Annotated in this window: 20 protein-coding genes; 11 read left to right on the forward strand and 9 right to left on the reverse strand. The window is 44.0% G+C overall.

The window, feature by feature from the left end; all coding sequences use genetic code 11:
- The first annotated feature begins 16 nt into the window (after positions 1–16).
- Both JSY38_RS08690 and ushA read left to right on the forward strand, forming a co-directional pair.
- Complete coding sequence (locus JSY38_RS08690) at positions 17–1,126, forward strand: ABC transporter ATP-binding protein (RefSeq protein WP_114411417.1); 1,110 nt, start codon at positions 17–19, stop codon at positions 1,124–1,126.
- Between the two features lie 250 nt (positions 1,127–1,376).
- Entirely contained in the window at positions 1,377–2,984 is a 1,608-nt protein-coding gene (gene ushA / locus JSY38_RS08695) for a bifunctional UDP-sugar hydrolase/5'-nucleotidase UshA (RefSeq protein ID WP_205116481.1), read from the forward strand.
- Between the two features lie 101 nt (positions 2,985–3,085).
- On the opposite strand, the gene JSY38_RS08700 is transcribed toward ushA, so the two are convergent.
- From JSY38_RS08700 to rph, 4 genes are all read right to left on the reverse strand, one after another.
- Positions 3,086–3,613, reverse strand: coding sequence for a hypothetical protein (locus JSY38_RS08700; protein ID WP_205116483.1), 528 nt, complete (start codon positions 3,611–3,613; stop codon positions 3,086–3,088).
- 124 nt (positions 3,614–3,737) lie between these two features.
- Positions 3,738–6,152, reverse strand: coding sequence for a putative bifunctional diguanylate cyclase/phosphodiesterase (locus tag JSY38_RS08705; protein ID WP_205116485.1), 2,415 nt, complete (start codon positions 6,150–6,152; stop codon positions 3,738–3,740).
- A gap of 18 nt (positions 6,153–6,170) precedes the next feature.
- A complete protein-coding gene (locus tag JSY38_RS08710) occupies positions 6,171–6,962 on the reverse strand; it encodes a substrate-binding periplasmic protein (protein WP_205116487.1) in 792 nt (263 codons plus the stop codon).
- Positions 6,963–7,222: 260 nt separating this feature from the next.
- On the reverse strand, positions 7,223–7,942 hold the full coding sequence (rph, locus tag JSY38_RS08715) for a ribonuclease PH (RefSeq protein WP_114411413.1): 720 nt from the start codon (positions 7,940–7,942) through the stop codon (positions 7,223–7,225).
- A gap of 213 nt (positions 7,943–8,155) precedes the next feature.
- Here rph and JSY38_RS08720 point away from each other — a divergent pair, with 213 nt between their 5' ends.
- Positions 8,156–9,022 (forward strand): YicC/YloC family endoribonuclease, encoded by an 867-nt coding sequence (locus tag JSY38_RS08720; RefSeq protein WP_205116489.1) that lies wholly within the window; start codon positions 8,156–8,158, stop codon positions 9,020–9,022.
- Between the two features lie 160 nt (positions 9,023–9,182).
- Complete coding sequence (locus JSY38_RS08725; RefSeq protein ID WP_205116491.1) at positions 9,183–9,872, forward strand: NYN domain-containing protein; 690 nt, start codon at positions 9,183–9,185, stop codon at positions 9,870–9,872.
- A gap of 369 nt (positions 9,873–10,241) precedes the next feature.
- Here JSY38_RS08725 and JSY38_RS08730 read toward each other — a convergent pair whose 3' ends face one another.
- From JSY38_RS08730 to JSY38_RS08740, 3 genes are all read right to left on the reverse strand, one after another.
- On the reverse strand, positions 10,242–12,101 hold the full coding sequence (locus JSY38_RS08730) for an ATP-binding protein (RefSeq protein ID WP_123095325.1): 1,860 nt from the start codon (positions 12,099–12,101) through the stop codon (positions 10,242–10,244).
- A gap of 51 nt (positions 12,102–12,152) precedes the next feature.
- Entirely contained in the window at positions 12,153–13,682 is a 1,530-nt protein-coding gene (locus tag JSY38_RS08735; RefSeq protein ID WP_205116493.1) for a DNA cytosine methyltransferase, read from the reverse strand.
- 144 nt (positions 13,683–13,826) lie between these two features.
- On the reverse strand, positions 13,827–14,126 hold the full coding sequence (locus tag JSY38_RS08740) for a hypothetical protein (protein WP_205116495.1): 300 nt from the start codon (positions 14,124–14,126) through the stop codon (positions 13,827–13,829).
- An 872-nt stretch (positions 14,127–14,998) separates the two neighbouring features.
- On the opposite strand from JSY38_RS08740, the gene phnD reads away from it, so the two are divergent.
- From phnD to phnE (JSY38_RS08760), 4 genes are read left to right on the forward strand one after another with little or no spacing between them, the layout of a single operon-like run.
- Positions 14,999–15,940 (forward strand): phosphate/phosphite/phosphonate ABC transporter substrate-binding protein, encoded by a 942-nt coding sequence (gene phnD, locus JSY38_RS08745; protein WP_114411410.1) that lies wholly within the window; start codon positions 14,999–15,001, stop codon positions 15,938–15,940.
- 8 nt (positions 15,941–15,948) lie between these two features.
- Positions 15,949–16,743 (forward strand): phosphonate ABC transporter ATP-binding protein, encoded by a 795-nt coding sequence (gene phnC / locus JSY38_RS08750; protein ID WP_205116496.1) that lies wholly within the window; start codon positions 15,949–15,951, stop codon positions 16,741–16,743.
- A complete protein-coding gene (phnE, locus tag JSY38_RS08755; RefSeq protein ID WP_114411408.1) occupies positions 16,743–17,531 on the forward strand; it encodes a phosphonate ABC transporter, permease protein PhnE in 789 nt (262 codons plus the stop codon). The genes phnC and phnE (JSY38_RS08755) overlap by 1 nt, the downstream gene beginning before the upstream one ends.
- Complete coding sequence (gene phnE / locus JSY38_RS08760) at positions 17,519–18,328, forward strand: phosphonate ABC transporter, permease protein PhnE (RefSeq protein ID WP_205116498.1); 810 nt, start codon at positions 17,519–17,521, stop codon at positions 18,326–18,328. Before phnE (JSY38_RS08755) ends, phnE (JSY38_RS08760) begins: the two co-directional genes overlap by 13 nt.
- A 57-nt stretch (positions 18,329–18,385) precedes the next feature.
- Here phnE (JSY38_RS08760) and JSY38_RS08765 read toward each other — a convergent pair whose 3' ends face one another.
- Entirely contained in the window at positions 18,386–19,213 is an 828-nt protein-coding gene (locus JSY38_RS08765; protein ID WP_205116500.1) for an ion transporter, read from the reverse strand.
- Positions 19,214–19,578: 365 nt separating this feature from the next.
- On the opposite strand from JSY38_RS08765, the gene JSY38_RS18570 reads away from it, so the two are divergent.
- Positions 19,579–19,713, forward strand: a complete 135-nt coding sequence (locus tag JSY38_RS18570; RefSeq protein WP_110577088.1) for an entericidin EcnAB — start codon at positions 19,579–19,581, stop codon at positions 19,711–19,713.
- A gap of 65 nt (positions 19,714–19,778) precedes the next feature.
- Here JSY38_RS18570 and JSY38_RS08770 read toward each other — a convergent pair whose 3' ends face one another.
- Entirely contained in the window at positions 19,779–20,744 is a 966-nt protein-coding gene (locus JSY38_RS08770) for a LysR family transcriptional regulator (RefSeq protein ID WP_239544458.1), read from the reverse strand.
- 35 nt (positions 20,745–20,779) lie between these two features.
- Here JSY38_RS08770 and JSY38_RS08775 point away from each other — a divergent pair, with 35 nt between their 5' ends.
- Together JSY38_RS08775 and JSY38_RS08780 are read left to right on the forward strand one after the other, a co-directional pair.
- Positions 20,780–21,097 carry a DMT family transporter gene (locus tag JSY38_RS08775; RefSeq protein WP_205116502.1) on the forward strand — a complete coding sequence of 106 codons (318 nt, stop codon included), beginning with the start codon at positions 20,780–20,782 and terminating at the stop codon, positions 21,095–21,097.
- Between the two features lie 80 nt (positions 21,098–21,177).
- Positions 21,178–22,107 (forward strand): LysR family transcriptional regulator, encoded by a 930-nt coding sequence (locus tag JSY38_RS08780; protein ID WP_205116509.1) that lies wholly within the window; start codon positions 21,178–21,180, stop codon positions 22,105–22,107.
- Positions 22,108–22,144: the final 37 nt, after the last annotated feature.

The raw sequence follows: 22,144 nt of genomic DNA on the forward strand, positions 1-22,144 counted from the left end.
AATTCGGAGTAATAACATGGCAAACCTAGTCATTGATAATGTAAAAAAACGCTACGGCGAGACTGAAATCTTAAAAGGCATCAATATTTCCATCAAAACGGGTGAATTCCTGATTTTGGTTGGGCCATCTGGTTGTGGTAAATCCACCCTGATGAACTCGATTGCAGGCCTTGAAGACGTTAGCGAAGGTCGTATTCTGATCGCTGATAAAGACGTGACTTATACCAGCCCAAAAGATCGTGATATCGCGATGGTGTTCCAGTCTTACGCCCTGTACCCAAACATGACGGTAGAGCAAAACATCTCTTTCGGTTTGGAAATGCGCAAAGTACCAAAAGAAGAGCGTGATGTGGAAGTACAACGCGTTGCGGAATTGCTGCAAATCAGTCACCTACTTGACCGTAAACCAGCACAATTATCTGGTGGTCAGCGTCAGCGTGTTGCTATGGGTCGTGCCTTAGCGCGTCGTCCTCAGCTTTACTTGTTTGATGAGCCATTGTCTAACCTTGACGCCAAACTGCGCGTAGAGATGCGCACAGAGATCAAGAAGCTACATAAAAAGCTAGGCACAACCATCGTTTATGTAACACACGATCAGATAGAAGCCATGACATTGGCCGATCGCATCGCAGTAATGAAGGACGGACAAGTTCAACAGCTTGGTACGCCACAAGAAATCTATGACAACCCAGCGAACTTGTTTGTTGCGGGCTTCATGGGTTCTCCTGCAATGAACTTCATTCCTGCGAATGTCGTTGAACAAGATGGCACACCAATGTTGGAACTGGCCACCAGCACAACCGTAGCGCTGCCATTCCCGAAACCAGAATCACTAAAAGATTACGTTGGTAAAACCGTGTTGCTTGGCTTGCGCCCAGAAATGATCACTGAACCGCAGCCACACAAAGAAGGCCAGCCATTTGTCACGACCACAGACATAGAAGTGGAAGTAACAGAACCTATGGGTGCCGATACGATGATTTTGACTCGTGTTAACGATGCTGAAATCAACTGTCGTTCTAACCCTATGTACCCAGCCGCTGCAGGTTCAGTTATCAAAATGATGTTTGATACCTCTAAAGCGGTTGTTTTTGATCAAGAGTCTGGCAAACGTCTTGATGTCTGATAGTAGTTATTTATAACGTTTTAGCTTTTATAAGCGAGCCTGTGAAAGAGTGAACCTCTATCACAGGCTTTTTTTTACCTGAAAAGCGTAAGATATTGCACAAATGGTCAAAATTACTGCACAGTCTCTCGAACTTGTCACAAATATGAGATACATTTTCAGAACTGCAATCAAAGAAGTCACTCCAAAGCGACATTTGATTACTCAGAATCGAAGAACGGCCGACTAATATCATGTAAGGAACGAATCCATGAAATTTACCAAGCGTTTGATCACGAATCTTGCCATTACAGGCGTTGCTCTCTCTGTAACGGCCTGTTCAATGATGGGACCTCAAAAGCCAGATTGGCAAGCGGACAAAGAATATCGGGTCACCATTTTGCACACCAATGACCATCACGGTCGTTTCTGGCAAAACAGTAAGGGCGAATACGGTATGGCCGCTCGCAAGACCTTGATCGACAACATTCGTGAAGAAGTATCATTAGACGATGGCAATTCCCTTTTGCTATCGGGTGGTGACATCAACACAGGCGTTCCAGAGTCTGATCTACAAGACGCAGAGCCAGATTTTCGTGGCATGAAGATGCTAAAATACGATGCAATGGCACTGGGTAACCACGAATTCGACAACCCGCTTTCTGTACTGAAGAAACAACAAGAATGGGCAGGTTTCCCTTTCCTTTCTGCGAACATTTTAGACGCGCAAACGGGCAAGCCTTTGTTTGACGCTTACAAAATATTCCAAGTAGATGATCTTAAAATCGCGGTTGTCGGCTTCACCACAGACGATACCGCTAAACTGGGTAACCCTGAATTCCTAGGTGGCATCAAGATTGAATCGCCTATCACGGTTGCGAAAAAACTGATTCCTGAGCTACGCAAGAAAGCTGATCTAGTGGTTGCTGTAACTCACATGGGCCACTACAAAGATGGCAACTACGGTGGCAATGCGCCAGGTGATGTAACGCTAGCGCGCACCGTTCCTGGTATTGATGTTATCGTTGGTGGTCATTCTCAAAACCCTCTGACTCAACCTGACGAGCAGAACGGCACACTAATTCTACAAGCCCACGAATGGGGTAAATACGTTGGCCGCCTCGACTTTGTCTACAAAAATGGCGCCATTGTTTGGTCTGAATACGAACTCATTCCGGTTAACCTGAAGAAAAAAGTCACCAATGCCGATGGTAAATCTGAGCGAGTTTTCATCCAAGAAGAAATCGCCCAAGACCCAACCATGCTGGAAATGCTAACGCCTTTCCAAGAAAAAGGTCAGAAAGAGTTGAATGTCGAAATTGGCTTCTCAAATGCTGACTTTGTTGGCGAGCGCAGCATTGTCCGCAGCCAAGAAACCAATTTAGGCAACCTAATTGCCTTCGCGATGAAGCAAAAAGTAAACGCAGACATTGGCGTAATGAACTCTGGCGGCATTCGTGACAACCTAGAAAAAGGGATAGTCACCTATAAGAGCGTGTTGAAAGTTCAGCCTTTCGGCAACATGGTGTCTTATGTTGATTTCACAGCGGACGAGCTAACCGATTACCTTTCTGCTTTGGCTGCGAAGCAGGCAGGCACAGGGGCGTTTGCTCAGTTCAGCGGTGTGTCTTTGACATTAAAAGATGACAAAGCGACCAACATCATGGTCAACGGTAAAGCATTAGAAGCTGGGAAAACCTACCGTATTGCGATGAATAACTATTCTGCATCTGGCGGTGATGGCTACCCTAAAATCGTTGATCACCCAAACTACGTTAACTCAGGTTATGTAGATGCCGATGTTTTGGTGGAATATATTAGTAATAACTACCCGCTTGATGGCGCGAAGTTTGCGCCAACAAGTGCGGTGAAGCGTTAATCAAAAAACAGCATAATAGCTACAAAAAAGCCCCAATAGATGTATATGCGTCTATTGGGGCTTTATTATTAACAGCCTTAAAAAGCAGCTTAGCAACAGGATTACTCTTTTTTATAGGACAAGGACCAAGTTAAAGGTGTTGGTAGCTTTTCGGATTCTAGCTTAACCGTAAACAGCAATTCATTATCGCCTACTTGCTTCCAAGTATTGGTGCGTTTACCGCGTTCTGATTCCAATACCAACACAACGGCATCAGTTGTACGCTGATAAGTACCCGATATATCAATCCCTTCTTCGTCTTGCTTAAACACATCGCCTTGAGCCGCAAGAGGCATTGAATCCACCTCGGCACTGTCACATTGCCATTGGAACTGCTCGGTTTGCCAGCCTAGCGTCCACTGCTGGCAAATCTGTGTTTGTTTTTTCAATACCGGTCGCGCCAACGCACGAATAAAGAAATTCATCTCCTGCGCCACGTTTTCAACCGCTTCGTCTAGCTTATCTTGCGTGCTTCCCGCATCTTGCAAAAGCCACTTGCCTGCTAAGTCGTCATTTGACGCTTGCGCTCCTGTGCTTAGCGCCATAACCGCGACGATACCAGTACAAACACCACCAATCAGTTTGTTCACCTTGCTTCTCCTTATTTTTATTGTGAACAGATAATGGCAAAGAACTCAGCTATTGTAAGGCGCAAAAACGCGCACAATGACTGACATTTAGCGCCAAAAACATAAGAAGACTCAACGCTATGTGCTAAACATTTTCTGCTTGTAACGGAAAAACCACCGCACTACGAAGATATTCAGTGGCGAGGTCCTCTTTTACTGGCATCGAAAAATAGTAACCTTGGTAAGTTGTGCAGCCGATGTCGCTCAAGATTTCTTTTTCAATAACTCTCTCCACCCCTTCTGCTAAAACAGACAAGTTCATATGCGCCGCCATTGAAACGATAGTATTAATAATCACATGACTCTTAGGATCACAGGAAAGGTCTCGAACAAAAGATTGATCCACCTTTAACTGGTTAATCGGGAAATGCTGAAGATAACGTAACGATGAATAACCAGTACCAAAATCATCAATAGAAAAACGCACTCCCTGCTCTTTAAGGCGCCACATTTTCTCTGCAACAGAGGAGATATTTTCGACCAACATACCTTCGGTAATTTCTAGATCCAGCAAACCAGAGTCAATGTCAGCATTCTCTATGACGCCTTGAACTGTCTCTACAAAGTTCTCTTTGGAAAATTGATGAGGGCTGATATTAACCGCTACGCCCTTAAATTCTGCCGGTAAGCCCATGGTTTGCCATATTTTCAATTGTTGGCAAACGGTTTCAAGGACCCAATTACCAATATCGTATATTAGGCCGATTTCCTCAGCGACAGGAATAAAGCGATTTGGCGGAACCAAACCCAATTCCTTGTTAAACCAACGTAACAGCGCCTCAAAGCCGATCAATTGGCCGTATTCATTCACCTGAGGTTGGTACACCAAGTAAAATTCATCATTGCTAATCGCACTGTGTAGCGCCTTTTCAAGTAACGCGCGCTCGGTGACTTGCTGCTGCATACCTTGCCGATAAAAACGGAAGGCATTGCGACCACTCTCTTTTGCTTCATACATAGCGGTATCGGCATAACGCAAGATTTGTGCGCCATTTGCATCATCCTGTGGAAACAAGCTAATACCAATACTCGCAGAGATAAATAAATCCGTCTGCTCCAAACAAAATGATTGAGACAACTGCAGCAATAATGTCTCTGCCAGCACAGTCACTCTATTTTGTGCTCTTTCAAAATCATCAGCGAGCACTGGAACCATCACAACGAACTCATCACCGCCCATTCGAACGGCAATATCTGCGTCGGATAAGCAAGATAAAATACGCTTCGACGCTTCAATCAAAAGCGCATCGCCAATATGGTGGCCCATGGAATCATTGACGTTTTTAAAGCGGTCTAAATCAATAAACAACAGACCACCAATGTGACCCTCGCTCTGTGCCATGGCGATTACTTTCTCGATATTTTGATTTAAAAAACGTCGATTAGGTAAGTTGGTTAATGCATCGTAATACGCTAAAAACTGAACTTGCTCTTGGTCTAATCTACGCTGTGTGATATCACGAAAAGACGCCAGAAAATGCGCATCGTGATCCAAAACGATAATATTTCCACACACTTCGACAGGGAAATCGACACCATTACTACGACGGTAATTAGTCTCATAAACTTGAGCCTCTCCATGAGGCCTTTCGGCCCACTCTTTCAATCGCTCTGGAGTATGGTCAAAATCGATATGTTGAATTTTTAACGTCAATAATGTGGCTTTGTCATACGCCAATAATCGACAGGCTTCACCGTTGCAATCGAGAATTTGCCCTTTTAAGTTGGTCAGTAGCATACACTCACTGGACTGATGCAGTACCGCCCTGAAGTAGGCTTCACTTTTGGCCAACTCTGTTTCGACCTTCTTGCGTTTATGCCAGAGCGCCGTGATCGTTCGCGCTAAAATACCCAATTCATCTTCACGAGCCGTCTGAGTAAAACGCAGCTGTGCAGGGCCGTTATCCTCTTTCTCTAGCATGCCTAACTGCTCAATAAGTCGAGAAAGTGGATGAGAGATCTGCACGTAGAACAACATAAACATAGCCGCACCAAGCAGCAATGCCGAGATTAGTGACGTCGCAAGTAAACGAAAGTTACGGCGCAAGAAGCCATTCGTTACGGCACCGCTATCGATCGAGACAATAACAGCCCCCACAGACAAATGAGCATGGCGCATTAACGTCAGCCGGAAGTCCTGTGGTAGACCACTAAAAACTTTTCCAGATAAGCCCCGTAAAAACATAGGTTGTAAGGGACGATATGCACTTGCCAGCTCGTAGCCCAAATCATCTTCCAAACGCGCTTTATAAAAACTGTCCGAACGCATCAACCCAGTAAGTACTTTTTTGGCCAAGTCCTCATCCAATGAATACGCCGCTTCCGTCGCCGCATTCTCGGCGATGTACAATGTCGACATAACTTGGGATTGAATGGTGGCTTTCTCGTCTTGCCAATCCACAAAAATTTGCAGAGAGCTCATCGACAAGCTGAGCAATAAAATCAGCATCAATGCCCATTTGGCTTGTTTATAAGAAAGACGCTTGCGAAGTGGTAACATAATTCCTCATGCTGTGCGCTAATGTGATAGAAACGGAAGACCATATCTTTCGAATATCGCGTCCCTCTCTCCACTTTTATTCAATTCTTTTAACCCTTTATTCAAAAGGTCGCGCCATTGTTCAGCGTTCGGGTACTTCTTACTAAAACAACCGGCATAATGGTCAAGGCCTAACCCTGAAACGTCATAAAAACTGAGCTGGTCAATGACTCCCATACGCCTTGCTGCAAAAATAGCGCTATCGCGCTCCGTCATAAAAATATCGTGGTTGCGGCGTAACACAAGGTTAATGCCTTGGTCTAACCCAGAAACCGAGTAGTACGGAATATTGGCCCCTTTCAAAATATCAGTCTGAGACCAACCATTTACTGCAGCCACGCTGTATTGATTTAGCAAAGACAAAGTTGGTACTTCATCATCTAGAAACGCGCGACGAGTAACAAACGCATTAGCAGAATCACTCAGCGGTGCTGAAAACAACGCAAAGGTTTCACGTACTGGAAGCCGTCGACAAGACACTGCACCCAGTATCAGCCCCTCTTCAACGTCACGCATAATACGCTTCCAAGGCGTTAGTTCGACTCGTACTAGCACACCTTGTGTTGCATAAGCCGCACGTAATATATCCACATCAAACCCGTATACAGCGTCTTCATCCAACCCTTCCGGTGGAGGAATAATGGTAGGGTCAATAATATGAGGCGGTAAGTGAATTGTGTGTAAAACAATTTCTTCGCCATAAATAGGCGCAGTAGACATTAATAGGTAGCCTAGAAGACAAGAAATAAAAAAATGATTGGCTCCTTTCATATAACGCTATTCTCCGCTCTATTCAGGGGAATTAGACTAAAACATCACCTATTTACCATTGTACAAATATGCAGCAGAATTCAGAGTGACTCAAGCTTTAAACGCCCTTATGACGGCTGCTTTGCAAATCGTTACAAACCAAAAAACTCACCATATTGCGATATAACAGGCAAAAAAAATCTAGCCGAAGCTAGATTTTAAAAATTCTCAATTAGAAGACGAAACCATCTATCGCCTCCTATTAATCATTCAGATAACTTTTATTTGTCGAACAAGGCCGCGCGCTGCGCTTCCATGATTTCATTAATTCCTTTGCGCGCCACAGCCAACATGCCCATCATCTGCTCATCACTAAAGGCTTCACCTTCGGCAGTGCCTTGGATCTCAATGAAACCGCCTTTGTCGTTCATGATAACGTTCATGTCTGTTTCAGCGTTTGAATCTTCTGGGTAGTCCAAATCCAACACAGGCACGCCTTTATAAACGCCCACAGAAATCGCTGCAATTTGCGATACGATTGGATTCGCTTTGATTTTTTTGTTCTCAACCAAGACACGCATCGCGTCCGCTAACGCAACAAAACCACCAGTGATAGACGCGGTACGAGTGCCGCCGTCGGCTTGAATCACATCACAGTCAATCGTAATCGTGTTCTCGCCCAATTTTTTAAGATCCACCGCCGCACGCAAAGAACGGCCAATCAAACGCTGAATTTCAACCGTACGGCCAGTCTGCTTACCACGGGCGGCTTCGCGATCCACTCGACTGTGTGTAGAACGGGGCAACATACCGTATTCCGCTGTGATCCAACCTTGGCCCTTGCCTTTCAAAAAACGCGGCACGCCATGAACCACAGTCGCAGTACAAATAACTTTCGTGTCGCCACATTCGATCAGCACCGAGCCTTCGGCATGTTTGGTAAAATTACGCGTGATTTTCAGGGGACGTAATTGATCTGCTTCTCTTCCGCTTGGACGCATACTTGCTCTCTCTATCGATAAACATCATAAAGGCGCAATTATAACGAACCCACATAAAATTGCGCCCCCAGCGACAGGAAAACATGACATTGAGCACACCTGTCGAACACAGTCTGGTTAGGCTACAATGTCGCCTCTATTTTTAACAAAGTATTGGCAAGCACAGTAATCGTGCAAAGGTCTCTCTATTTATTTTTTACTTAGGTACTCAACATGACAGCAAGCATGACCGCCTTCTCACGCCAAGAAGCCGTATACGATTGGGGAACCATCAGCTGGGAAGTTCGCTCGGTGAATCAGCGCTACCTAGAGCCTAGTTTTCGTCTACCAGAAAACTTCCGCGAGCTTGAGTTTGCTTTTCGTGACGTGCTGCGTAAAAAAATCAACCGCGGCAAACTAGAATGCCAACTGCGCTTCCAAGGCGTAGACAAAGCCGCTACCAATCTGACAATCAATCCAAATAACGCCCAAGCCTTAGCAAACGCCATAGAAACGCTTGGCACGTGGTTCAAAGATCTGGATCCTGCCAATCCTCTCGACATTCTGAAATGGCCTGGCATCCTGAGCGAAGAAGGCAGCGACTTTGAGATCATCAAAAAAGCGGTCGTGGAACTCTTTAACCAATCCGTCGATGAACTGATCCAAGTTCGCCTACGTGAAGGCGCGCAACTCAAAGACATTATCGAACAACGTCTTGATGCCATAGACGCCATCGTTGTAGAAGTGCAAGCCAAACTGCCGGAGATCATCGCGGCGCAAAAGCAAAACTTACTGGATAAACTCGAAGCCGCCAAAGTCGACCTAGACCCAATGCGCGTCGAAGCGGAAATCGTCCTACTGGCCCAAAAAGCCGACGTGGCCGAAGAACTGGATCGCCTAGCGACCCACACCAAAGAAGTCCGCCGTCAGCTACAACAAAAAGGCCCCATCGGCCGCCGACTCGACTTCCTAATGCAAGAACTCAACCGCGAAGCCAACACCCTTTCGTCAAAATCCATCGTCGTGGAAACCACCCAAAGCGCCGTGGAATTGAAGGTGTTGATTGAACAAATGAGAGAGCAGATACAGAATATTGAGTGATGTAGACCAGCACCGGTATAGATCTTTTTCTTGCATCAATAAATATTAATGCTAATATTTATTCCACAACTCAGCCTTGTACGCAGCGATTCAGTTACGCTGGCAGTTAGGGCGAAAAAACCGGCTTTGGCCGGTTTTTTCACATCTAAGGATAGATAAAATGAGAACCGCTTTTTTTATTGATGGATATAACCTCTTTTACGGCTTGCTCGCTAATACACCTTACAAGTGGCTCGACCTACCAGCTCTACTTACTCACATCACAGCAATCGAAAATCCCAATTCCAAAACGGTAGCAATCTACTATTTTAGCTCTCCAGTAAAGCCAGATTTGGCTAGTCGGGGAACTCAATCAAAAGAAGCGCAGGACGCTTATATCCGAGCTCTAAAAGCTTGTGGTGTTTCTGTCACAATGGGAAGGCATACTCTCGAGCCAGCACAAGCCCCAAGGTTTGTTGATAAATCGACTCGACCTTCCCGACAAGATAAGGTTGCTATCTGGAAATTAGAAGAAAAGGAAACAGATGTTAATTTAGCGGTTAGCATGTACCGCCTCTTATCTAAGCAACAAGCTCTAAACACAGAAGATCAAATCCAACAGGTTGTATTAGTTTCTGCCGATACGGATATTGGACCAGCTCTTCGAGCAATCAAAGAAGACTTCCCTCATATAACGATTGGTGTCATTCTCCCCCATAGAGAAGGTATTAAGCGTGGAGCACCTGGCACACTTCGCAACCAAGCGAATTGGATGCGAACAATTGTTAAGAATGAAGAACTCGCTGCACATCAGCTACCTGATAAAGTTCCGACCAAGAAGAAACCAGTATTTAAACCTGATTATTGGTAGCCAAATATAGTGCGGTCCTTTACTCCCTCTGCAAAAGCAGATAGAAAATTTATGAATGTCCTTCTGATTTTAAATACGCAAGACCCATCTTATTCAATCAGCAGCACGCCTGCGAAGCGAGCATTTATGCTGCCAATACTCAACAATCAACACCAAAACAAGCATCACTCAGAGTAACCGCGACAACTTTATACTACTTAAAAAGCAAATCTAATCTCTACTTCAGTGACCCTAAACCTTCAGAGTATTGTCGGCCTCCGCAATGTTACAGTACATAATTACCAAATGCTTATTGGTTGAGCCTCCCTTAGGAGGCTTTGAAGAGTTTTCTGAAGCAGTTAAATTAACCCTTATCTATGAACTTTAAAGTCAGCCATTATGCTGGTCATATGCTTCTATAAATTCCTTATGATACTCTTTTGATTGCTCAAGAAGTTCACGGTATGTTTTAACAAAAACTTCACCTGACCCTGCATATGTTTTCTCTTTATCTCTAAATCGTCTCTCATCTGATTTGCTACCGCCAACTACATAACAAACTACTTTTGAGAATCCTGTATGAGATGCATATCGATCTTTTAAGAAAGAGGCATAGTCATATGCTTGCTCTAAAGCTTTTTCATCTACCCGATAATTACTGCGTTTAATTTCGATAACATAAAGAATTTCACCTAAAGCATTACTACATAAAAAATCAATACGGCGATCCTTCTCTTCTAGGTTAGATTCTGGATATGATTCTTCGAGCAATTTTGAATACGTTACTTCATCACGAAACTCTAAAATTCGAGGGTCTAAAAGCCATGAAAATTTCTTCAGAAAGTTATGTAGAGTGGGAACCTCTTTAGTATTTGTATTTACATAATTTTCAAACTGCTTAATTACTTCAACACGTGATATAGCTAAATCACGGTACTGTTTTGACTCTATAGATTTCCACTCATCCATTAAGCGAAGGAGCTTTGGAATATCCTCCGCTGATTCAGATAAATCAGCTATAGAAGACGCATACTCTTTATAAGCTTGATTATCAAACTTATCCATCACACTTCCAATTAACTCTGCAGATTCACCCACATCAATGTTCGAGTTTTCTAGAATAGGATTTATGATTCTCTCGCCCAAGTTTCTTTCAAAAGTTGGCAACTCCGATTTCCATTTCTCAAGCCCAACTTTATGTTCTTTTTCTACAGCCTCTAACTTCACCTTAGCTCGTCGTTCTCTCCACTCTTTACCGATGACTTTAATAATTTTCTGTAGGTAAGTTTGTAGAGCACGTGTTTCCTCATGCTCCCAGTTCAATGAATGTCGATCCGTGGAAATCACGTCATCTTCAAAATCATCAATAAAATCAACTTCTAAATAACCTGTCACATAGTTATGGAATTGATCATTATCACGCGCGCCATAGAAGCTTGCGACATTAACAATTTTACCGCGAGATGTAAGGTATATCCCCCTCATCTCTGTATCTTTAACAGGAGTTTTTAAGGAAATAACGGAGCCTTTCATTTGATTCCAGTGAGAATACTCTGGGTCAAACTTTTCATCGGGAAACTCCCAACTAAACTCTTTATTTAAAGTCTGATACTTTAAATCATTGGTTACATGAATTTCTGAGTCAATATCCCCATTTTTAATAATTTTTGTATTCATTTCACTGAAGATAATGAACTTTTTAGAAAGGCTAAGAGCAATCTCATCTAAATTAAAACCACTCTTCCGGCGGATTTTTTTTAATATAATCTTGGTTCCTGATTTGGCCGATGTTGGCTCATCAAAAGCAAGGAGTTCGGGAGAATACTCGTTCCCACGACTTTCCTTAATCTCTTGAAGGTTCATAGTGAAATGGTTTCTCTTTCCTTCTTTGATAGAAATCACTTCAATCTCATCGCAGATACCAAAAACAGATAGTTTGCCAAGGCCTTTTTTTCCAATGACCGGGCGGCCAAGAGCGCTATACTGACGCTGTGTATCACTACGACGATTTCGGCCTATGACTAGATATTTATTATTAAGCTCTTCAAACGTCATCCCCTCGCCATCATCTTCATAAACAATCTCTTTCTCATCTTCTAGCTCAGCAAAAGAAATAGTTACAATATTTGCATCCGCATCCCATGAATTACTGAGCAGCTCAGAAAGCACGCTAGGGAGTTTTGAGTAAAGCGAAACACCTAGGTGCTCAATTGTATTTGGATCAAATTTTAGAATAAGTGAATCAGACATATTTTACATCCATATATTATAACTGCGACTACAGTCTATTTATGCGAAAGATTAAGCTTCAAGCAGCCTCATTACAACCTTACCAATCTGCTGTGCCAAAAACGGTGGCACAGCATTTCCTACCTGCACATATTGCTGAGTTCTATTGCCTTCAAATAAGTAATTGTCAGGAAATGTCTGCAAACGTGCGGCTTCTCTAACCGTTAAGCTACGACACTGTTTTGGATCATAGTGGATAAAGTAGTGACCATCTTTTGATATATGGCTAGTTACTGTCGTGGCACATTTATTAGCTGCTTGGGTTCTAAAGCGATCTGCGTGGCTCCCTGATTTCCAGTTTTCGTGTTTTGGTGCTAACTCGTCTGGAAAATCGCGAGATTTTGGCGATATACCACCACTAAGTTGTGTGAAGGCTGCACTGTATGCGTATCGGAGTAAATCGCTATCCATATGACCACGTGTTTCATGGTTAAGTACTTGGCATGGTTGGTTTTTACGATACCAATCAGCAAGACTCTTAGGAACCAAATTGAGTGAAGTAATAGGATGAGAGGCAGAACGAGACAAGTTCTTGAATGGTTGCAAGTCTAGACTTTCTACTCCATCGAATTGCTTTTTCAGCAAGGCTTCTATGCTTGCTGAGTTTTGTGAGACAGCCTGCTCCCATGCTTGCGGTTCGTCTTTACGTTTGGAAAACCCACTTCGAAGTTTAGGCAAATCATCAATCGCCTGTTTAACAGATACTTGATCATCAGAAGGGGTCAACGTTTTGGGGACTTTTTCTATATCACTACGTACGCCCAATAAAATGACTCGGTGACGCGCTTGAGGAATGCCATAGTTTTCGGCTCTTATAAGGTAATCACTTGAATTCTTATAAACTGGATTATCTTTATCTGAGGCTTCAACAACTAAGGAGTAAATTTTGTATCTAGGACTCGCTATACCTGTCGCTTGCTCTGGATTACGTAGATCATTGAGGATACTTGGAAACATGACTTTTCCAGCAATTTTGGCCGACAGTATGCCTCTTACATTTTCCATCACAAATACATCGGGCTGAGCAATAGAAAGTACTTTCAGATATTCTCTATATAAAAAATTGCGATGGTCGTCTTCTGCTTTATACTCTTTAATTCCTGCATTACGAGAACGGCCAGCTAGTGAATAAGCTTGGCATGGCGGCCCTCCTATAACGACTTTTGGACAATCTCTATGTCGCTTTACGAGTTCAGTAATTCGTTCATGGATGATTTCATTATCATCACCTAGCGCTTTAGGGCCATAAAGTGTTTCAGTTTCAGCCGCTTCCGCTTGTTTTGGATATCGACTAAACAATTGCTGCCGGGTAATACCGCCGGATAGATATTCGTTGTAGCTATCTAACCCGCCACTTAGATCCTTTATTTTGCGATAGAAGGCACGTGTTGTAAGCGTTTTATGGGCTGACGCTTCTTTCTCAACGGAAATACCTATCTTAAAGACAGCATTACCTGTTTCATCTTTCACTGACGAGAAACCTTCTCCCAGCCCACCAGGTCCAGAAAATAGATCAATTACTAGTACTTCTTTATGCTTCATTCGGCCAACAGCTTAAATTTAAAATCGCCCCATCATACTCGCAAAAATTAACGAGACAAGATTACATACTAGCAGCTACCTGATATAGAGAATTTATTTATATACGTATCTGCTTTACTTAAAGCAGCAGCCCTAGACGCTAAATTAGGAATTAAAATACCTAACCAAATCACTGGCATTCTCGGACCGAAAAAGGTCTTCTTTCGATGAATCACTGTAAATTTCTGGCGATTCATCATCCCCTTCATTAACAGCAGGGCTAATTGTGTATCTCGGGGAGTCTTCATCTTCTCTATACTTTGGGTTCTGATGCTCTACCCAGAGAAGAAAGTAGACATCGTTTTTCTTGAAATAAAACGAGTCACATACATCATTTGCGGACGTATTGTAATTAAGTGCGATAGGCAAATCGCTTGAGTTAAAGCCAAGTTTTAACTTTTCCATTATCAGCCTCCATACTGTTTAAAAAAACAGCATAAATGATTCCTTCTTAAATACCAGGCCCTATTTACAGATCAAGGAAAAAATAATTACTCATTAGCAAAACGACATTGCAGGCATAAACAGATACCACAAAAAAGTGGATCTATTCTCACTCCTTCCCTTTCTTCATCTCCCGACTCAGTTGCTTCAACTCCAGCTGTAGTTGTTGCTGGGTCGCTTTTTCTGTGTCGATCTCTTCTTTGTGTTCGTCGTCGTGCATGGTTTGTACGGCATTAACGATGACGGCGATGAAGAGGTTGAGCAGGGTTAGTGTGTTTGGCTAAGTAGTGTTAACTAAGGATTTATCCAAATAGCCCTAAAAGCCCAAGGGATGGCGTGCTACTTTGAAGCTTCCTACTCAAAACCCGATTTTGATGAGTCGTATGGATTGAGCTTTGTTATGTCGATACCATCGACATAACAAGCTTTCATGTCGAAATTCTCTCACTTTTTCGACATGAAAATAAAAATCCTGATGACCTGTCTATTTTTTCGTGTTTTTTATACATAACCCAACAGACATCTGTTTTCCTATGCCTCCTATAAACCGCTTTCAAGCATTAAACGTTTCTTGTTTAACAAGTTATTCGCTGAGGCGGATGCAGGGCTGATTTGCACAGCATTGAAGAGGTTAAGCATGGTTCAGGTCGCCATCTGAATAAAAGGAGAAATATTTTTACAATTCCCCTATCTTCTTAATCTTTCGAAAGATCTCCCCCTCTCCTCTGTCGGCATATCGTCACTAAAGTGTCATGTTTTCACGCTAGAGTGACTGTCACGCTCCCAATGAATTAAATCAAATCAACCATTATCTCATGGGTAAGGAAGACTTTATGAAACGCCTTTGCACACTCGCTTTTACCTCTGTCATCGCCGCTAACGCTGCGTACGCGGATTTTTCTCTAGATAGCCGCTACGTAGATAACGATAACGATCTGGTAGCTGATATTCCTACGGATAAATCTAAGCTAACAGACCCTAGCACGTTGATTTTTGCCTACACACCAGTGGAAGACCCAGCAGTATACGAAGATGTTTGGTCTGATTTTTTAGAACACATGGAAGACGTAACAGGTAAAAAAGTAAAATTCTATCCAGTTCAATCCAACGCGGCGCAAATTGAAGCCATGCGTGCAGGTCGTCTTCATGTAGCGGGTTTCAATACTGGCTCAAATCCATTAGCGGTTGCGTGTGCGGGCTTTCGTCCCTTCGCAATGATGGCGGCAGCAGATGGTTCATTTGGTTACGAAATGGAAATCATCACTTACCCAGGTTCTGGCATTAATAAGCCAGCAGACATCAAGGGTAAGAAGCTAGCCTTTACTTCTCAAACCTCGAACTCTGGTTTTAAAGCGCCATCAGCAATTTTGAAAGCAGACTTCGACATGCTTCCTGAGCGTGATTTTGAACCTGTTTTTTCTGGTAAGCATGACAACTCTATTCTAGGCGTTGCGAATAAAGACTACCCAGCCGCAGCCGTTGCTAACTCTGTTTTGCACCGTATGGTCGAGCGTGATGTCGTGAAAGCCGACCAAATTAAGTCCATTTATAAGTCTCAAACCTTCCCAACTACGGGCTACGGTGTGGCATATAACCTAAAGCCAGAGCTACAAGAGAAGATCAAAGAAGCGTTTTTCACGTTTAATTGGAAAGGCAGCAAACTGAAGCAAGAATTCAAAAGTGAAGATCAGTTCTTACCTATTACGTTCAAAGAACATTGGAACGTCATTCGTAAAATTGATACCGCCAATGGCGTTTCTTACAGCTGCAAATAGGCGATAACGTGTTAAAACTTGAACATTTAAAGAAACGCTACAAAACTGGCCCTTGGGTACTTAAAGACATTAGCTTTGAAGTACCTGAAGGAGAAATCGTTGGATTAATCGGCCCCAGTGGGGCCGGTAAATCTACCTTGATCCGCTGTATCAATCGTTTGATTGAACCGTCCGAAGGTAACATTTACTTGGCAGACGCTTGCCTTAGCAAGCTGTCCACCAGCCAAATGCGTACCCAACGTCGCAAAATCGGTATGATCTTCCAAGAATATGCGCTGGTCGAACGACTAAGCGTGATGGAAAACGTTCTATCTGGCCGATTGGGTTACTTGCCGTTTTGGCGCAGCTTCTTGCGTAAGTTCCCGAGCAACGACATAGACAACGCCTTTGAATATTTGGACCGTGTTGGCTTAATCAATCACGCCAACAAGCGTGCAGATGAGCTATCTGGCGGCCAACGCCAACGTGTCGGCATTGCTCGTGCTCTGGCGCAGGATCCACGCCTTCTACTGGTAGACGAACCAACGGCTAGTTTAGACCCAAAAACCTCACGCCAAATAATGCGTCTGATCCAGTCTATCTGTCGTGAAAACGGCTTGCCGGCCATCATCAACATCCACGATGTGCCATTAGCCCAGCAATTTGTGGATCGTATTATCGGTCTTCAAGGTGGCGAAGTCGTCTTTGATGGTAAGCCGGATGAACTGACCGAAGACGTTCTGACGCGTATTTATGGTGACGAAGACTGGCATCCAGAACCTCAGGATGATGCGGATGAACTTGAACAGGCGGAGGTGGCTTAATGCGTACTTGGCAAAGGCCGCATTACCTAGTCCCCAATAAACGCTGGCGCTTAGCGCTGTGGGTTATGTTTATTGCCTATTTAGTGGTTGGCATTGGCAGCGTCGAGGTAAACTGGATGCGTGCTTATGAAGGTTTAGATCGCGGTGCAAAATTCCTTGCTGGCTTTTTACAGCCAGACTTTACCAGTCGAGCGAAAGACATCTACGCAGGGATTTTAGAAAGTCTGACGATGACGGTCACCTCGACCGTAGTGGGTATTCTGCTGTCATTGCCTTTTGGGGTGGGTGCAGCGCGTAATATTTCTCCTAAACCTGTGTACTTGTTCTGTCGCTCTTTCATTGCTTTATCGCGCTCGATGCAAGAGATCATTGTGGCGATATTCCTTGTCGCCTTGTTTGGATTTGGTGCATTTGCCGGCTTCCTAACGCTGACTTATGCGACTATTGGCTTTCTTGGCAAGTTGCTGGCCGAAGAAATCGAAGGCATTGACCGCAAGCAGTTAGAAGCAATCAGCGCCACTGGCGCCTCTTGGTTGCAGCGCGTTCACATGGCCATTTGGCCGCAAGTCATGCCGCGTATGATTGGTTTGTCTTTTTATCGTTTTGATATCAACTTTCGCGAATCCGCGGTGATCGGCATTGTTGGCGCTGGCGGTATTGGCGCGACCTTAAATACAGCCATCGATCGCTACGAATACGATTCAGCTGGCGCCATTCTTCTTATCATTATTGTCATTGTTATGGCGTGCGAATACTTATCAGGATGGATTAGAAAATGGGTCAGTTAGATCAATCGACGCTTTGGCATAGCAATAATCGTCGCCACGCGCGGATCGTCTGGGGGTTCTGGTTTATCACTGTGCTGCTAACGGTCTACTGTTGGCAGGTGATGAACGAAGAAACCATGTGGGTGTTTGTCTACGATGCTCCAGAGCAAGGCGCAGATCTTCTAAGCAGGATGTTTCCGCCAAACTGGCTTTATATAAACCAGCTGTACGAAGCCTTGTGGGACACTCTCAACATCGCTACGTTAGGTACTTTGCTTGGAGTGATATTGGCGTTTCCCGTTGCGTTTTTAGCGGCCAGAAACACCACGCCATCAACCAAGTTTGTTCGCCCTGTTGCGCTGTTTATCATCGCGGCATCGCGTTCTATCAACTCCTTGATTTGGGCATTGTTACTGGTGTCTATCTTAGGACCTGGGATCTTGGCTGGCATCATCGCCATCGGCTTACGCTCTATAGGTTTTGTCGCCAAACTGCTTTATGAAAGCATAGAAGAAACCAATGGCACCAGTGTGGAGGCTATCGAATCCACCGGCGCATCACGCTTTCAGGTGATCAATTACGCGATCATCCCTCAGATATTGCCAGCCTTCTTGAGCATCGCTATCTTCCGTTGGGATATCAATATTCGTGAATCAACAATTTTAGGATTAGTTGGCGCGGGCGGCATCGGCTTGTTCTTGTCCTCATCGCTGAATACCTTGGCGTGGCCACAAGTCACTTTGATCATCCTTGTGATCCTTGCCACCGTGGTCGTATCGGAATACTTCTCGGCAAAAGTACGTAGCCTGCTGATCTAAACCAAAAGCACCATTAGACCTCACTGCCTAATGGTGCAACTGGGTTCCTTCTTGTTGCTACGGTTTATTCATATCCCGGCGCAGTGCCTGTAGTTCGAGCTGTAATTGCTGCATTTGCTCCATTAACTGCTGCTGGGTGGCTTTTTCAGCGTCTAGCTCGTCTTTGTGTTCATCGTCATGCATGGTTTGTACGGCGTTGACGATGACGGCGATGAAGAGGTTAAGCATGGTGAAGGTAGCAATCAGAATGAATGGAACAAAAAACGCCCAAGCGTAAGGGAAGGCTTCCATAACAGGACGTGCGATGCCCATGGACCAGCTTTCTAAGGTCATCACTTGGAACAGGGTATACAAAGAAGCGCCTAGGCTGCCAAACCATTCAGGAAACGCCTCGCCAAATAATTTGGTCACCATGACCGCAGCCACGTAATACACCAGACCCAGCACCATAGCGATGGACAACATGCCATTCAGGGATTTGATCAAAGCACCGACTATTTTCTTCATCGATGGCACGAAAGTTAGCACGCGCAATACCCGCAAGACTCTGAGAGCACGCAGTACAGCGAAAGGCCCGCTGGCTGGTACTAAGGCAATCCCTACGACAATAAAATCGAACACATTCCAGCCGTCTTTGAAAAACGCTAAGCGATGCACAAACAAACGGATAGTGAGCTCAACCACAAACACCGCCAATATGGCTTTGTCCAAGGCAATTAAAAACGGACCAACGGCGGCCATTATATCTGACGAGGTTTCTAACCCTAGAATAACCGCATTAATTAAAATAAATGCCAGCAAAATGCGCTGTACAGTGATGTTTTCAATAAACACCTTTAAGCGCTGACGAATGGAATTCTCAGGCACAACCAGTGTACTGGACATGTATCACCTCAATGTAAACAATCCCAAGTAGAGATTAAATGAAAGCCATTCTATGGCAAGACCAAATAAGATCAATCTATTTTGATGTAAAAAAATTGACCTATTAAAGGATTATAAAAACACACTGTTTGCTTGACCTTTTAATATGAAACACGCAAAAAATAACAGTAACTAGTAACAGAAATACCTGAATGATATATGATCAAAAAACATGTTTTACTAGGCTCTAAGTTGCGTCTGCCGAAGTCGCTCAACGATTGGCTGTACTGCCAAGGCCTTGTCCTAAGTTAAATCAAAATAGTGGATTACCCTTTACGAAGCTTTTTGTTACCCTGTAAAGACTCCAAACGAAAAAAGGTGTGAACATGAAGTTTCCATTATTAGTCATTGCGGTAACACTTGCATTAGCTGGCTGTGCAAATACTTGGGAAGGCGTGAAAGAAGACTCCTCAAAAGCCTACAACAGCACGAAAGAAACGATTCACGAAGCGACTGAATAAGTCGACTTTATAGGTCATGACAGTATTTTAAAGCCCACTTTTACGCTATGTAAAAGTGGGCTTTTTCACATACAAAGGTCCGCAGAAAACGCATTTTTACAAGCATCAAATAACCATTGGTAAGCGGGGCCGCGGTTCGCGCCTTTTTTGGAGACCAAATCCACAGGAACGGACCAAGGCTTGTGGTCAAAAGTCACGTCGATTTTATGAATATCACCGGTTTCGATGAATGGTTGAACCAAGGATAAGGGCAAATACGCCCAACCTATTTTTTGTTGTATCAACTCTAAAACCGCGTAGTTACTTGTACACCACCATGCGTTTGGCGTCATGCTGATTAAGGCTTGCGACTCTTTTTTGAAAAAACCACGAACGGCTATTTGCCTATAGGGCGCAAGGTCAGATTCCGTCAATAAGCTCAGCTCTGCCAAAGGAAAGTCGCGGTGGCATACGGCCATAAAGTCCACACCGCCCACGTAGCAGAAATCGACTTGTTTGTTCGCTTCCACCTCTGAAAACATAACCCCCATATCAATATTGCCATTCGCCACGGCTTCGGCAATATCGGGAGAAGCAAGGGATACGATGTCTAGCTGGACATAAGGAAATTGCTGAGCAAATAGCGCAAATATCGACGACACATGAGGGGCGATTAACGCATCATCAATGGCAATGGTGAGCGCACTTTCTTCGCGCCGATGAATGGATTCGGCAATTTTTTCAAACTCATGGGACTGAGCTAAAAGCGCTTTCGCGCTGCGAATTAGGCGTTCCCCTTCTGTTGTTAGTCTTGGGCTGCGAGAGGTGCGATCAAACAGTTCAACCCCCAAGTCTATTTCTAGGCTGCTGATGCCGTGACTCACGGCAGACTGCACTTTACCCAGTCTTCTTGCACACGCTGAAAAGGATCCCAGTTCAGCGGACAACACCAGCATATTGATTTGCTCTAAACTCAACATATGAAAAATATCGATAGTTAATAACTTTCTATCATCATAAATATCGATACTATAAAAAGCAACTTCGCTCACATGAGTGCGAATATTTTTAGTATGGAGTAATGAGAATGAGTTGGTTGTATTTGCTACTGGCAGGATTAACTGAAATCGGCTGGCCTGTTGGGCTAAAGATGGCGCAATCAGGCGGGTCAAAACTGTTGGGGATTTCTATTGCCATTTTGTTTATGACGATAAGTGGTACCTTACTTTGGTTGGCACAGAAAGAAATTCCGATGGGTACCGCCTATGCCGTTTGGACAGGAATCGGTGCATCTGGTACGTTTTTGTTAGGCATTTGGTTTTATGGCGATCCGACCTCTTTGTTGCGCTACATGGGTGTATTGCTGATTATTCTTGGTGTAGTGGTGTTAAAGTTTGCCCATTAAGTTGGGCAATTCACCTTGCGTTATAATGGGTAAAGCCGAAAAATAAGCCGACCACTCTGTCAGCCTGTGAGCATATCGAGATGATCCACCGTGTTAACCTAAATTTGTTGCGTTCATTAAAAGTTCTACTGGAAGAGCGCCATGTGAGCCACGCGGCCAATAAATTGAATCTGACACAATCCGCTGTTAGCCGTCAGCTAAGTCAACTCAGGCATTTATTTGCGGATCCATTGCTTATTCGCGAAGGCAATACTCTAATCCCCACACCTAAAGCGCTACTGCTGCAAACGAAACTGACTCATTGGTTTCTGGAGTTGGATGATTTATTGGTAGAAGAGGCATTCGAACCAGCAAAATGGCATGGCGAGTTTGTGCTCTCATCCAGCGATTATGTGGCGCAGTATATTTTGCCTGATATTGTTGAGGCCTTGGCAGCACACGCGCCCAATGTATCAATGCAGTATCGTTTATGGCAGCCAGATTTATTGCCTCAGCTTGCCACCTCCGATATTCAGCTGGCATCCAGCATGTCTCCGACTCAACCAGAAGGCGTGTCTTCTGTTCAAATAGGTGAAGACTCCCCTGTTTGCGTGATGAGCCATGCTCACCCTTTGGCAAAACAAGACACTCTGAGCATTGACGATCTTCTCGCCTACGCTCATATTAAAGTGATAGGCGGTGGCGATAAAGACAGTTACGTAGATGAGGCGTTAGCCAAACTAGAAAAGCAACGCCGCTTTGCGCTGAAGGTGCCATTTTTCTATGCGGCAGCGCAATCTCTGTGTCAGAGCCAGCACCTTTTGATCATTCCAGAACACATTGCCCGAAATTTAAAAAAACACTTCTCGCTGACCTATAAGCCCCTTCCCATCACCACACCTCGTCATAAGTACTGGCTCATTTGGCATGCAAAATACGACAACGATCCTTCTCACCTATGGGTAAGAAACCTGGTTTTGCAGACGATGTCAAAAGCGACTTATTCCATTGGCTATGATAAAAAATCATAACCATAATGAGAAAATATGATTTCATATAATACTGAGG

The organism is Marinomonas foliarum, assembly GCF_016906065.1.
GTDB lineage: Bacteria > Pseudomonadota > Gammaproteobacteria > Pseudomonadales > Marinomonadaceae > Marinomonas > Marinomonas foliarum.

Coding starts and splice junctions, on each gene's coding strand:
- JSY38_RS08765 (WP_205116500.1), bottom strand. CDS start 19,213: ATGTCCAGTACACTGGTTGTGCCTGAGAATTCCATTCGTCAGCGCTTA.
- rph (WP_114411413.1), bottom strand. CDS start 7,942: ATGCGTCCAAGCGGAAGAGAAGCAGATCAATTACGTCCCCTGAAAATC.
- JSY38_RS08725 (WP_205116491.1), top strand. CDS start 9,183: ATGAGAACCGCTTTTTTTATTGATGGATATAACCTCTTTTACGGCTTG.
- JSY38_RS08735 (WP_205116493.1), bottom strand. CDS start 13,682: ATGAAGCATAAAGAAGTACTAGTAATTGATCTATTTTCTGGACCTGGT.
- ushA (WP_205116481.1), top strand. CDS start 1,377: ATGAAATTTACCAAGCGTTTGATCACGAATCTTGCCATTACAGGCGTT.
- JSY38_RS08720 (WP_205116489.1), top strand. CDS start 8,156: ATGACAGCAAGCATGACCGCCTTCTCACGCCAAGAAGCCGTATACGAT.
- JSY38_RS08740 (WP_205116495.1), bottom strand. CDS start 14,126: ATGGAAAAGTTAAAACTTGGCTTTAACTCAAGCGATTTGCCTATCGCA.
- JSY38_RS08710 (WP_205116487.1), bottom strand. CDS start 6,962: ATGAAAGGAGCCAATCATTTTTTTATTTCTTGTCTTCTAGGCTACCTA.
- phnD (WP_114411410.1), top strand. CDS start 14,999: ATGAAACGCCTTTGCACACTCGCTTTTACCTCTGTCATCGCCGCTAAC.
- JSY38_RS08690 (WP_114411417.1), top strand. CDS start 17: ATGGCAAACCTAGTCATTGATAATGTAAAAAAACGCTACGGCGAGACT.
- phnE (WP_114411408.1), top strand. CDS start 16,743: ATGCGTACTTGGCAAAGGCCGCATTACCTAGTCCCCAATAAACGCTGG.
- JSY38_RS08775 (WP_205116502.1), top strand. CDS start 20,780: ATGAGTTGGTTGTATTTGCTACTGGCAGGATTAACTGAAATCGGCTGG.
- JSY38_RS08705 (WP_205116485.1), bottom strand. CDS start 6,152: ATGTTACCACTTCGCAAGCGTCTTTCTTATAAACAAGCCAAATGGGCA.
- JSY38_RS08780 (WP_205116509.1), top strand. CDS start 21,178: ATGATCCACCGTGTTAACCTAAATTTGTTGCGTTCATTAAAAGTTCTA.
- JSY38_RS18570 (WP_110577088.1), top strand. CDS start 19,579: ATGAAGTTTCCATTATTAGTCATTGCGGTAACACTTGCATTAGCTGGC.
- phnE (WP_205116498.1), top strand. CDS start 17,519: ATGGGTCAGTTAGATCAATCGACGCTTTGGCATAGCAATAATCGTCGC.
- JSY38_RS08730 (WP_123095325.1), bottom strand. CDS start 12,101: ATGTCTGATTCACTTATTCTAAAATTTGATCCAAATACAATTGAGCAC.